This window comes from Desulfofalx alkaliphila DSM 12257 (assembly GCF_000711975.1).
Taxonomy (GTDB): domain Bacteria; phylum Bacillota; class Desulfotomaculia; order Desulfotomaculales; family Desulfohalotomaculaceae; genus Desulfofalx; species Desulfofalx alkaliphila.
Genome location: NZ_JONT01000035.1, coordinates 1 through 11,531, shown reverse-complemented (window position 1 = coordinate 11,531; position 11,531 = coordinate 1). Strand labels below are relative to the sequence as shown.

Below are 11,531 nucleotides of genomic sequence, written 5' to 3'. Positions count from 1 at the left end.
GAGGTGTGAAGATGCTACTTAAAAATAAAATCAAAGACTTGTTGTCTGACCAAGGCATCAGCGTAAACAAAATAGCCACAGACCTAGACATCCACTACCCTACAATGCACAGCCTGGTCAACCGGGAGACCCTCAATAGCACCACACTGGAGTCCCTAGTCCGGGTGGCCGACTATCTAGGAGTGCCGCTTATAAATTTATACGAAAAAACTTTAAACTAATTTGTTATATAGTGTTGACATTATATAATCTATATGCTATAATAGTATTAACAACAAAGGGAACGACAAACACAACTAAATAAGAGCAGCCACCCGGCGCAACGAGGGCGAAGGCCCCGGCAGGGCATAAGGGGAGGCTGGGAGGACAGAGGTTAAAAACTAAGGAGGTAATGAAATGAAAATAACAAAGTATTATGTCAATACAAGCACGGAATACCAAATAGTGGGAAGTTGTCGAGAAGTTGTATTTGCCGGAACAAAAAGAAACTGCCTTGTATTTTTGGATGGCTACAATGTAGTAGATAGCCCATACGGGGTAGTAGAGCTTGTTGCACCAGGTGATAAAATAAGTAGTACTTACGCCCCACAAAAACCCATAAAAATAGGGGTTGAAGAAGGTAGAGATTTAGCAGCAGAGTTGTTTGGCGAGGCAAGGAAACCATATTGCACTCAAAACAACGGTGACTGCTCTACTTGTTCCCTCGCAAACTACAACCGCGACTGCCAAAACAACCTTATCTAAGGCGGTCGCAGGCCGGGGGCAGATCACAACCCCCGGCCACTGCAAAATTAAAAGGAGGTAGTAGAATGATCGGGCTTAATTTTTGTGTTGTCCATCGGTGTACGCCTCCCCAAGGATATACAATCCCAGCACACCGCCAATGGCGGCGTATGCCTCATAACTGATCGGCAAATTAAATACTTCGCTAGCTAACACAAAACAAGTATAAAAAGCTGCAGATAAAAACTTGCGGCTTTTGAGCCGTGTTACAATATCTCTCTGCATGATACCCCTCCTAACCATTCCAACGCCTGCGCGGTCCGATGTCAACGTGCGTAAATCCTTGTTTCGCATAGATACCTATGCCGCCAAAGCCTACCCGCTCCGCCGCCCGTGCTACCTGTGCGGGACTAACGCCCGGCACCACAATATCAGCAGCTTGTCCTTGCATGTGACGGGACTGACTAGCACCGCCGACGTTTTTGTTATGAGTAGGACACCGGTACCCAGAGGTAACGGTTATCGGTTTGCTAAGGGCATCCCGCAACGCCTGCAGTTTATTAATTAACTCAGGCTCGATGTGGATCTGTCCACAGTGCCGGCAAGCAAATTCACGCTCGTTAAAGTTTTTACTCAGTTGTTTATTTTGTGCTTGGCGAGGTTTAACATTAACCCTCTCCGTTAGCTTGGCCTGTGTAGCTGGCCCAACAATGCCATCTACCACCAAGCCATTTGCCTGCTGAAATGCTTTAACTGCTCTATCGGTTGCTGGCCCAAATATCCCATCTGCCGCACCAGGGTTAAAACCTGCCTTGGCTAAGTCACTTTGCAGCTCAGTAACCTTTACTCCTTTACTGCCCATCTTCAACATTAGGTTTTTCTCTCCTTTCAAAAAACAACTTCCTTTTTTTGATATTGGCCAACATGAAAAGCTCACCGGTCGTAAATGCAAACCAGGCCGCGATAAGTGCTGTTGGTTCGGATCCCACTTGCAAAAACGCATATAAAACAGCGGCAGTAAACACCACGTTGAGTATCACTACCGCTGTTACGATTACCTTAGAAAACTGCATATTACATCACCATCACCTAGGCAAGCTCTGAATGTACCAAATAAAAAAGCCTATACCAGTTGACACTACAGTCACCACAAGAGCTTTGATCCAGCCGGTCAAATTTTCCAGCTTTTCAATCAGATTTTCCAGCCTAATGGCAAACTCTGCATCTGCTTTTTCTAGCATGACAATCCTCCGTTCATGGTCACGGAGCATTTCTTTTACATCATCCATCCCGCCACCTCCAACAAAACTACCCAGGCACCATAGTGCGGCACCCAGGGCATAAAAATAACCACCCATTTAGAGTGGCTGCCCGTTTTCGTCTAATCCTAATGCTGCTAAGTCTGCAATGACTGCATCCCTGTACCTGCTAGGTACCTGGTCTATTGTCCTACGCCCGGCGATTATCAATGCAATGTACAAATCTATCACGTTAACCCCTCCTGTTAATATTTTAAATAACCAACTAAGCATCTAGTAACGCCTGCACTTCTGCCCGGTATCTTGCGGGCACTTGGTCGATGGTGCGGCGACCTTCTCTAACTAGGGTGGCGTATAGTTCTACCATTACTCTTCACCTCGCAGTATAAGTATTTCCTCAAACATTGTGGCAATGGCGTCCATTAGGATTAGATTTTGCTCCTCTAGGCGGGCTAATTTATCTTCGACAGATTCCTCGGGTGCTTCCACTCCCTCTATGTCGGGTTTAAACTTTTCTTCAGACCATTGACCTTTCTCGTATTTACGCCAAATATAATCACCGTCACTATTATCAATAGGTATCATATGCGGGAAATCAACCTTTCCCGATAACGTAGATACACCGATACAAATATTATCCTTGTTCAACTGTGCATAACTATATGACATATACATCCCTCCCATCTAATAAAACTCAATGACTTGCCATTCAACACCGACACTGTATTCGGTATTACCCATATTTACCAATTTTAAAGTACTGCTAGATGCAAAATTAGCAGACACAGCTGCCCTGTCTCCTGTACGTCCTGCTGCGTCCCCATACGCCATTGTTGCTAAAACAATAAGAGATTTATCTACATTCACTGGCGAAATGGGAATGAGCTCATATTCACTAGAGCCATGATAAATATTTTTATCAAAGTAACCTCTCTGTACGCTTTTTACAACACTCTTATTCGCAATATCTTGTTTTATATTTCGCAATTTTGCATGTACAGTACCATTAGCATTAGCACTGTCCCCTGGGTCGCCTACGGTCGCTTTAACGTCCTTTATTTTTGCATGAACACTGCCGCTTGAATTAGCCGCGTCCGTCCGCTGTCCGATTAAAGAGTCCAGCGGTGTATCTAAGTTGCTGTTTACTGCCTTTTTAATCGCTGCCCATATACTCATACAACCACCTCCGAAATGCTTCCATCAGGATTAAATTCCGTCGTTACTGTTGCTTCCTTCATCACTGTTTGCCCATCATCCTCGTAAGCCGTTGTCGTAACGGTAATACTGCCGTCCTGGTTAAACACCGTCACCCGGTCAGCCACCTTAGCCCCGCCAACGGTTTTGACGATGTTTTCAGATATGCTGCCATTGGGGTTAAATACAGTTGACTTGCTACACCCTTTTAATTCAGCTAAATTATCAAAGCTAAAACTTTGCAACAAGGTAATGTCAGTCTTGACGCTGTTATACCAAGCTGTAATTTCCGTCAGGTTACTATCAAACATTTCCTGCCAATCGGATTCTTGCTGTTGCTTGGTTGCATCCCACTCGGCCATCTTTTGATTAAGGTAATTTTCGTACTGATTAAACAGCGTAGTAGTATCCACACTATCCACCACAGCCGACACAATACCACATACATTGCCATTCATCCGTGTATCCAGCACATCAGCGGGCAGTATACTGGTAGTGTTGCTCCTAACAGTCACAACAGCCAACTGCAGATCAAATATATCCGCTGTGCGTACAACCGCTGGTGCCTGTGGATTGGTGGCTGGTGTGCCGGGTCGGTATAGTAGTTTCATACTCCTGTCGGTTAGATCTAACCGCACCACTATGCTGTCCTTGCGGTTATGGGCTGCGTCAGGCGTATTAATACTAACTTGCATTGGATCGGTCAATACATAGCCATAGCCAGTGGCGTAGGCACTACCCGGCTGGACGGTTACAACCATACTGCCATCCGCTTGTACTTGTAAGCCGCTGGACGGGTTAGGGTACACCCCATTGCTAATAAACTGTGCAAAGTACCGGGCAAAGTCCTCGGCGTTATACATTCGGTCGGGTACGCCATCCACCTCAACGGCGTTAAAAGGAAAACTTTTTTCCATATTCTCACCTCCTACACGTTGGTTATGTTCTGGGTTATGGAGCCATCAGTGTTAAATACGGTTACTATCTGGATTGCTTGTCCCGTTGCTGGTGTTATTTTTTCGGTAATACTGCCGTTGGCGTTAAAAGTAGTTACCTTGGTAGCAAATACCGCCTGGGTGCTGGAGTTTTTAATTGTCTCTGTTGTAGTGGTGCTACCGAAGGACGTTGTGACGTAATAGCCGGGCATTTGTAGCCATGTGTCCCATGCCTTTACCTGCGGGTAGTAGATGTTAAAAGTACCATCAGCATTTTTTCGTTGCATCAGTATATTTTTTTCAGCCATGTTACACCTCCTTAAACCACCAGTCGCCTGTGTTTAATTGAGGTGGCTCGGTAGGACTTACCACTATATTTAACCCCGCCCCTGCGCCAATGTCGTTTTCCAGTTGACTAAGTTTGGTTGGCTTACTGTCATCAACATATTTTTTGGTGGCTACCGTATTACTTGCATCCCCTGCGGCAGTTTGATCTGTTTTCAGCTTACCGTTTAACTCCGCCTCGGCCTTGCTTGCTGATATTGCTCTAATTACAAGATCACGCCGGGTATAAGGGTCTTGTCCTGCATAAGATGGGCCAAAGACTATTTCACCCTTCTCACTTCCGGCGGCAATGGTGCCCAATGCTCCCCCGAACATTCCAGCATGGGTCATAACCTTATTTGAATTGGGGGCTTGAAAGTAGAAGCCGATACCCACACCATTGACAGGATTGGTGGTCTTTCTTACCATCCTAGCCCCACCATACACATTTCCACCTGTGCTACTTGTGTTACGGGTAATATCCACTACCGGAAAAGTGGTGGCCTCAACTGATAAGTTTCCTGTCATACTGTCACCAGTCTTGTTCACAGGAGTATAACCTATAGCATCTAACACATTTGTTTTTGTTACACTAGCATCGCTACCTGGCGGGCCAGTATCACCCTTGTCGCCCTTATCACCTTTAAGATTGACATATTGGTAGCTTGTTTCCCCTTCTACACGAACACCTAGTTGAGTCCCATTCCAGGCAAACTCAATACTATCACCTTTATCGCCCTTTGGTCCTTGCTCTCCTTGGTCCCCTTTAGGACCCATGTCTCCTTTATCACCTTTAGGACCTTTATCGCCTTTCTCCCCTTTTTCACCAGGGTCGCCTTTATCGCCTTTGTCCCCTTTGGGGCCCCGATCTCCCTTATCCCCCTTATCACCCTTTGGGCCTTGCGGCCCTTCCGGGCCTGGTGGCCCAGTACCGCCACCGCCGGCAACACTGCCTGCACCGCCTGCGCTTAGCTTGTCAAATACGGTCGGGATGCGATCACCAAACACACAATCCAAATCCAACTTACCGCCGGCATAGGTTTCTTTTATTTCCAGCACGGATTTCTCAACAGTAAACCCGATACCCCGGTCAATAAATGTCACCACATCGCCCAAATCCCAATCCACCCGGTAGGTAAATTGTTCGGTAGGCAGTATGGCACACTCGGCACTAACCAGCACTTTTCTTGCGGCCAACTCCGCTGTCACATCGGCGGGATCGTCACCTTCATAAATAAATTCCCTACGGTCCAAACCCGTTGCATTACCAATCCGGGTTAGTGTCCCCTGATTATTTAGGTAGCCGACATTTCGATAGTCCCGGCCTTGTTCGTATAATTCACTATCGGCAACATTACCAAAATCCTCGCTAAAAAACACATCTTCTGTCCGGTCTGCACCCCGGTAAACCTCAAAGGTCATTCTTTCATTTTCCGGGTCAAAGTTAACCCGGAAGCCAATCCCCGCCCGTAGGCATATTTCTTCCAATATGCTTAAAACGTCGATGCTTTCAAAAACTTGTCCCTCGGTGGGTTTGACGGTCAAGTCTTTAGATGGCGCACTAAACAAAAAAGGCACCCGGCGGGATGTGTCAGATGCTGTGATAAAATTAGCGTCCACCAAGGTATAAATCTGTCTCTCATATGTGGTGCCGGTATTCAGTGCCCAGGTACTCACTACCCGGCGGTCAAGGATGCTGTTCAGGTGCCGACCGGTAACCTCCAACCGTATTTCGCCTTTTTCGGTGTTGTACTTATGCACGTTTTCGATGATGTAGCAATCATCGCCGATCACTAAATAATTGTCCCGTTGCAGTGCCGTCACATATTCCAAGCTGTTTAAAACCAGCGTAAAATTACCCGCCCCGGCATATTTTCTCTCCCGTTCAAGGCTTGCGTATTCATAGATCATGTCAACCAGTTCAAAACCTTTGAATACCTCAATCCGCACCCTATCACCTCCTACAAGTAAGCCGGGCTATAATAAACAATCACATCAAGATTAATTGTATTTTCATCGGCTTGATACCCCATGACATTCCGGCCAACTGCCAGATTGAAAAAGGTTGAATTCAGCCGGTCTAAGTATTGAAAAGACTTAACCCCGTTAATGAGAACTTGCTTCTTACCCGGATAATTGATAACTTCAATTATGTCGTCTTTCGCCATGGTGTATAGGATTTTTATTTTTTCTCCGGTCAAAACATTAGTAACCCAAGGGTTTACCACTGTCCCTCCCCTGGCCTTGAACACTACCCGGAAACCGGTCTCCACATCGCCCACGTTCTCAAATTCGGTTTGCAAAATTGAGGATCGTATGCCAAACATCATACCTCCCTCGGGGATCACCAGCGGAAAGCGTAGCAATGGGTTTAGCAGTGCTAAAAACTCCATGCGTTCTACTTCCCGCCAAAACGGATTATGAGCGATCAGTTCAATACTGAATATTCCCCGGCGGTCCTCCTTCTTTATTTCCGGCAGGGATTCCGGTCTCACATCAATCTGACGAACAAAGTCCAATGCCTGAAAGGTCAAGGTTCCGGACAGCTTAGGATTAAAGACTTTCCTCAGTCTCCGTTCCAGGACGTTATTTGTCGGCGAGAGCTGAAAGAAGCCGTCAATGGTGATGATCCGCGGCTCCAAAGTCTCACTGACAAAAGTCTCCCCATCTTGAAGATTATTTTTAACTGAGGTAATTTCGCTGTCCAGGGCCTCGGAAAACTCCAAGGGAGTAAACGGGGAGAAGTATGAAAATTCTACTATCTCCCCGTTGGAATTCTTATATACTAATTTTTCAGTGCTTTTCATGGTTTACACCCCCAGGGCAAGCTTTTTGAATTCCCTGGCCGCTCTGCGCTGCTCAGTTCTTGGATCGGGGGTCGGACTGTAAATATGTTGTACGACAGTAACATCGCCGCCCTTATTGCTCCCACCCTCGGTATACTCCCGGTTTTCAGCTTTGGTCAGGACCCTTTCCCCTTCGTGGAGGATTGCCCTGTAGTTATCATAGGGCACGTAGGCAAGCCCCTGGGCATGGTAGCCGTCAGCCCTCAGTGCCCCGCCAATCCCAGCCTGCGCTAATTGTTCCTGCATGTATATAATTAAGTCGTTAATATACGCCTTGATTTGACTTTCGGTGGACTTAAACCCAGCCAACATTACCTGGCCATATCTGTTAGATATTTGCTGCAACCTTGGTGTAAATGCCTCCAGGTTGGATTGGTTGTTGGCGATGGTCTTTTTCAGGTTCTTTTCTCGTTCTTTTAATTCTGCAAGGTCGGCTTTGGTCTGCTCTTTGGTTTCTTCGTCCATTTGTTTCGTCTGTATTTCTAGCTCTTTATTCTTAATGTCGGTTTGGACTTTTTCTAATTCCTCAGTAAGCCTTACCTGCTCCTGCATAAACGATATGATCTGGTTCATGTGTTCCAGTTCGGCAATACGCTGTTGCTCTAAGTTGTATCGTTTTTCTTCCAGCTCTTCCTCGAGCTGTCGTTTCTTCTCGGCTGCCCGCTCACGTTCAAGTTCAATCTGTTCTCGGATCTGTTGTTGCCGGTCGCGCCGCTCTTGCTCGACCAGCCTTTGTCGCCGCTCAGCTTCAACCTGGTGTATTTGATCTAAAATATGCCCCGCGTCTTGCTCGGATTCAACCGCCGCGTCATATTCGGCCCATAGGTTGGTTATCTTGTCCTGATATTCCTGTTCTTCTCTAGCCCGCTTTTCTTGCTCGTTTAGCTTGTCGATGGCGTCAATCTCAGCATACAACGCCTTAACTCGTGCATCGTATTCATCGTCAACTAGGCTGGACTTTGCTCTGTATTCCTGTTCATACAGCTTTATTTTTATATCTGTAGCCTTTTGAGTGGCGTCTATTTCTTTTTGCAGTTGCTTTATGTTTGCGTCTGTCGCGTCCGTCATAAGGGCTACCCGGCGATCACGGTCGCGGTAGTACAAGTCGATCCGCTTCATAATGTTTTTGTAAGTATTGTCGTGAATGACTTCGCCGGTCTTTTTGTCAACACGGATCAAACCTGTGCTGATAGCGTCACCGGTATTGAGTAGCTTATCGCCCAGCCGCTTAATCTGGTCTACAGCGTAGCCGCTCTGGGCATTAACTCCATCCCCTAGGCCCGTAACAATCTCCCGGCCAATGGTCATAAATACCTTGGAGGGTGATGCGATGCCTAGTATGCTTTTTGCAACACCTATAACGTTTTTGCTAAACCAGTTTCTAAGATTATTGGCCATAGTTGCAGCGGATTCGGAAATACCTTTCCACAGGCCCTGAATTATATCTGCGCCCCACTCTACTGCTTGCCCCGGTATGTCTTTGATATACGCCCACAATTCTTCGAGTTTGCCTTTTGCGGAAGTATATAGACTGCTAGCCGCATTTACAGCAGATGTTTTTATATTCTCCCATGCCTGACTAGTGTTGGTTTTTACATCTTCCCATGTCGTAAACATGTTTTCTTTCAATTCTTTTGCCTTGGTAGTTACGTTGTTTTTCATAACTTCCCATTTGCTAAGCACTTCGCCAGTCTCCCAATCCACAAGATCGGCATGTTCTTGGGCACGGGCCTTAGCTTCTTCAATGACATTCTGGTGCATTTCTTCTGCTTCTTTGGTTACTTCATCACACTGTTTTCTTGCTTCCTCAATCAGCATTTTAGCCTGTTCCTCAGAAATTGCACCAACTTCATCTCGTAAGTATTCAATCTCCGCAATGGTCTTGTCTCGCTGTCTTTCAGCCTCTTCTATGGTTTTATCAGCCTGTTCTTTGCTGCTGCGTACCACTTCTGCGGCTTGCTCGGCTGTTATAATTTCGGCGTTATTCTTCATCCGAGAAAGGATAATCCTGTGCTCTTCTTCGCTCTCGGATAGGTGGCGGATACCTAATTCTTTTACCTCGTTGTTTATTTTTTCTATCTCGGCTTTTTCTTCTTCTTTTAACTGCCTTTTTTCTTTAGCCGCTACTTCTAAGATTTCCTTAATTCTTTTCTCGCCGTTAGCAACAATTTCTTCTTGTTCTTTATGGTGTTTTTCCATGTCAGACAAAATCTGCGCTTGTTGTTCTTGTGTTATATTACTACTATCAGCCAAAAACCCTTTCATAGAAGCAATTGATTGGTTATGTCGCTCTTTAATGCTAGATAAAATCTGTTCACTCATTTGGCCGTAAGTCTCTACTATACCGTTAGCCATTTCTTGCGTGACAATTTGGCTACTCCAACTTAGTTGGCTTAACGCTATCGTTGCCTTGTCGTGTAGATCAAGAAAACCACCAACAGCCTGCTGTGTAGCTTCGGACACCTCTTCACCAAACAAATCAACAACAGGGATTGCGTCTGATTTTAAGTGACCAACTAGTTTTGATATGCCAAAAGCTGCCGCCGCCAAACCAGCAACAACTAGGCCGACAGGCCCCGTTAAAGCTGTAAAGGCTGCCCCCAGTTTCGGGAGTACCAGCATTATTGCCCCTAACCCTTGGGCCACCAAACCCACAACAATTAACAAAGGGCCAATGGCCGCTGCTAAAGCAGCAATAGCAACTGTTATTTTTTGCACTATGGGGGGAGCTTCACTAAATCTTTGTACTAAACCAGTCCCATACTCTATCAAACTTTTTATAGCAGGTAGGATGTGCTCTGAAATCTGGATGGCAAGCCCTTCTAGGGCAGATTTTAGCTCCTCAATTGCCCCTTTGGTGTTGTCCAGCATGGTTTCGGCCATTTGCTTTGCTGCACCTTCTGATTCGTGCAGCATTTGTGTTTTTTTGCCTAATGTTTCTGATCCTGCTTCTAAAAGTACCGCCCAGTTCTTGTAGGCCTCCGCCCCAAAGATGGTGCTCAGTTTGGCTGCTTCTTGCTCGCTCGTTAGATCTTTAGTCGCCTCTTGTACCTCGCCTATAAGTTGGGGTAGTGGCTTGATTTGTCCTTCGGCATCAAAAAAGGATATTTTTAATTCATCTATTACCTTTTTTGCTTCTGCCGAAGGCTTTGCCAGCCTCTGCAAAGATGTCGCAAAGGCCGCACCTGCTTTTTCGCCTTGTAACCCTGCGTCACTCATGACCATTACCGCGGCCGCAGACTCTTCAAGAGACCACCCCAGTGTATTTGCAACAGGGGCGAGATAGGTCATTGCAGTACCCATCTGCTCTAGGTTGGTGTTTGCGTTACTGCTGGCAGCGGCCAACACGTCTGCAACGTGGCCTGCTTTTTCTGCTTCGATTGCAAAAGCGGACATAATGTTTGATGTAATATCAGCCGCCCTGCCCAAGTCCATTGCACCGGCAGCAGCTAGGTCTAAGATACCGGGGATTCCGGCTAGAATATCTTGGGTTTCCCAGCCCGCCATGGCCAAAAAGGCCATACCTTCGGCCGCTTGTGACGCTGAAAATACAGTAGTCGCCCCTAACTGTTTGGCGACTTCCTCCATTTTTTGCATTTCTCCAGCCGTGGCACCTGACAAGGCTTGTACCTGTGACATACTAGATTCAAATTCCATGCCAGTTTTAGCTATCACTGCACCTAAAGCGACAATTGGCGCAGTGACTTTCATAGACAGGTTTTTCCCGGCATCGGTCATTTTTCTACCAGCGTCTTGCATGGACTTTCCATAGTCGTCAAGGCTTTTTCTGGTAGCCGCAAGCTGTCTTTCAAAGTGCTTTAGTTGACTTTCTGTTTTTATCAATTCACGCTGAAACGCCCGATACTGTCCTTCGCTAATCTCGCCCCTGCGGAATTGCTCGTTTACCTGGGCCTGGGCCACTTTTAGGCGGTCTAACTTCTCCCGAGTATTCGCCACTTGGTCACCCAGTAATTTTTGCTTTTGGGCTAAAAGTTCGGTGTTGCGTGGGTTGAATTTCAGCAGGCGGTCAACTTGCCTAAGTTCTTTTTGTATGTCCCTGGATTTTTTATTTACGTCAGTAAGGGCCTTACTAAGCCCAGTAGTTTCGGCACCGATAACAACATTTATGCCCCGTATGCTTTTGGCCAACTGATTCACCTGCCTTTATACAACAAAAACGCACCCGCTTAGGATGCGTTTTATATTTCCTCTCTCAATCTGTCCATGCCCACCTTGATTCTCGCCTGTAA

At 46.3% G+C, this 11,531-nt stretch carries 15 protein-coding genes; 2 read left to right on the top strand and 13 right to left on the bottom strand.

Annotated elements, in window-relative coordinates; genetic code table 11:
• Window positions 1-221, top strand: a 221-nt coding sequence (locus BR02_RS0112155; protein ID WP_207641031.1) for a helix-turn-helix domain-containing protein, incomplete at its 5' end; no start/stop codon positions are given.
• A gap of 175 nt (window positions 222-396) precedes the next feature.
• The gene (locus tag BR02_RS0112150; protein WP_031517476.1) at window positions 397-744 is read left to right on the top strand and encodes a hypothetical protein; all 348 of its coding nucleotides are present in this window, start codon (window positions 397-399) and stop codon (window positions 742-744) included.
• Between the two features lie 75 nt (window positions 745-819).
• Here the strand turns inward: BR02_RS0112150 and BR02_RS0112145 are convergent, their stop codons facing one another.
• From BR02_RS0112145 to BR02_RS14920, 13 genes are all read right to left on the bottom strand, one after another.
• A complete protein-coding gene (locus BR02_RS0112145; protein WP_031517474.1) occupies window positions 820-1,008 on the bottom strand; it encodes a hypothetical protein in 189 nt (62 codons plus the stop codon).
• Window positions 1,009-1,018: 10 nt separating this feature from the next.
• On the bottom strand, window positions 1,019-1,615 hold the full coding sequence (locus BR02_RS16065; protein ID WP_169738615.1) for a D-Ala-D-Ala carboxypeptidase family metallohydrolase: 597 nt from the start codon (window positions 1,613-1,615) through the stop codon (window positions 1,019-1,021).
• A complete protein-coding gene (locus tag BR02_RS15935; RefSeq protein WP_051688309.1) occupies window positions 1,575-1,796 on the bottom strand; it encodes a hypothetical protein in 222 nt (73 codons plus the stop codon). Before BR02_RS15935 ends, BR02_RS16065 begins: the two co-directional genes overlap by 41 nt.
• A gap of 12 nt (window positions 1,797-1,808) precedes the next feature.
• A complete protein-coding gene (locus tag BR02_RS0112130; RefSeq protein ID WP_157834971.1) occupies window positions 1,809-2,012 on the bottom strand; it encodes a hemolysin XhlA family protein in 204 nt (67 codons plus the stop codon).
• 69 nt (window positions 2,013-2,081) lie between these two features.
• Window positions 2,082-2,255: a CD1375 family protein gene (locus BR02_RS15685; protein WP_169738614.1), complete on the bottom strand. Its 174-nt coding sequence runs from the start codon at window positions 2,253-2,255 to the stop codon at window positions 2,082-2,084.
• Entirely contained in the window at window positions 2,248-2,349 is a 102-nt protein-coding gene (locus tag BR02_RS15780) for a CD1375 family protein (protein ID WP_207641030.1), read from the bottom strand. Before BR02_RS15780 ends, BR02_RS15685 begins: the two co-directional genes overlap by 8 nt.
• Window positions 2,349-2,651 (bottom strand): hypothetical protein, encoded by a 303-nt coding sequence (locus tag BR02_RS0112115; RefSeq protein ID WP_031517465.1) that lies wholly within the window; start codon window positions 2,649-2,651, stop codon window positions 2,349-2,351. Before BR02_RS0112115 ends, BR02_RS15780 begins: the two co-directional genes overlap by 1 nt.
• A 15-nt stretch (window positions 2,652-2,666) precedes the next feature.
• Entirely contained in the window at window positions 2,667-3,158 is a 492-nt protein-coding gene (locus BR02_RS0112110; RefSeq protein ID WP_031517463.1) for a hypothetical protein, read from the bottom strand.
• A complete protein-coding gene (locus tag BR02_RS0112105) occupies window positions 3,155-4,093 on the bottom strand; it encodes a hypothetical protein (RefSeq protein ID WP_051688308.1) in 939 nt (312 codons plus the stop codon). Before BR02_RS0112105 ends, BR02_RS0112110 begins: the two co-directional genes overlap by 4 nt.
• A gap of 11 nt (window positions 4,094-4,104) precedes the next feature.
• Entirely contained in the window at window positions 4,105-4,419 is a 315-nt protein-coding gene (locus BR02_RS0112100) for a hypothetical protein (RefSeq protein ID WP_031517460.1), read from the bottom strand.
• Between the two features lies 1 nt (window position 4,420).
• Window positions 4,421-6,385 (bottom strand): siphovirus ReqiPepy6 Gp37-like family protein, encoded by a 1,965-nt coding sequence (locus BR02_RS15930; RefSeq protein WP_051688307.1) that lies wholly within the window; start codon window positions 6,383-6,385, stop codon window positions 4,421-4,423.
• 11 nt (window positions 6,386-6,396) lie between these two features.
• The gene (locus tag BR02_RS14925; protein WP_051688306.1) at window positions 6,397-7,242 is read right to left on the bottom strand and encodes a phage distal tail protein; all 846 of its coding nucleotides are present in this window, start codon (window positions 7,240-7,242) and stop codon (window positions 6,397-6,399) included.
• A gap of 3 nt (window positions 7,243-7,245) precedes the next feature.
• Window positions 7,246-11,439, bottom strand: a complete 4,194-nt coding sequence (locus BR02_RS14920; protein ID WP_169738613.1) for a phage tail tape measure protein — start codon at window positions 11,437-11,439, stop codon at window positions 7,246-7,248.
• Window positions 11,440-11,531 lie beyond the last annotated feature (92 nt).

What these genes read in the sequence shown, in the direction of transcription:
- BR02_RS0112150 (WP_031517476.1), top strand. Translation starts at nt 397, where the DNA reads ATGAAAATAACAAAGTATTATGTCAATACAAGCACGGAATACCAAATA.
- BR02_RS0112145 (WP_031517474.1), bottom strand. Translation starts at nt 1,008, where the DNA reads ATGCAGAGAGATATTGTAACACGGCTCAAAAGCCGCAAGTTTTTATCT.
- BR02_RS15935 (WP_051688309.1), bottom strand. Translation starts at nt 1,796, where the DNA reads ATGCAGTTTTCTAAGGTAATCGTAACAGCGGTAGTGATACTCAACGTG.
- BR02_RS0112130 (WP_157834971.1), bottom strand. Translation starts at nt 2,012, where the DNA reads ATGGATGATGTAAAAGAAATGCTCCGTGACCATGAACGGAGGATTGTC.
- BR02_RS15685 (WP_169738614.1), bottom strand. Translation starts at nt 2,255, where the DNA reads ATGCTTAGTTGGTTATTTAAAATATTAACAGGAGGGGTTAACGTGATA.
- BR02_RS15780 (WP_207641030.1), bottom strand. Translation starts at nt 2,349, where the DNA reads ATGGTAGAACTATACGCCACCCTAGTTAGAGAAGGTCGCCGCACCATC.
- BR02_RS0112115 (WP_031517465.1), bottom strand. Translation starts at nt 2,651, where the DNA reads ATGTCATATAGTTATGCACAGTTGAACAAGGATAATATTTGTATCGGT.
- BR02_RS0112110 (WP_031517463.1), bottom strand. Translation starts at nt 3,158, where the DNA reads ATGAGTATATGGGCAGCGATTAAAAAGGCAGTAAACAGCAACTTAGAT.
- BR02_RS0112105 (WP_051688308.1), bottom strand. Translation starts at nt 4,093, where the DNA reads ATGGAAAAAAGTTTTCCTTTTAACGCCGTTGAGGTGGATGGCGTACCC.
- BR02_RS0112100 (WP_031517460.1), bottom strand. Translation starts at nt 4,419, where the DNA reads ATGGCTGAAAAAAATATACTGATGCAACGAAAAAATGCTGATGGTACT.
- BR02_RS14925 (WP_051688306.1), bottom strand. Translation starts at nt 7,242, where the DNA reads ATGAAAAGCACTGAAAAATTAGTATATAAGAATTCCAACGGGGAGATA.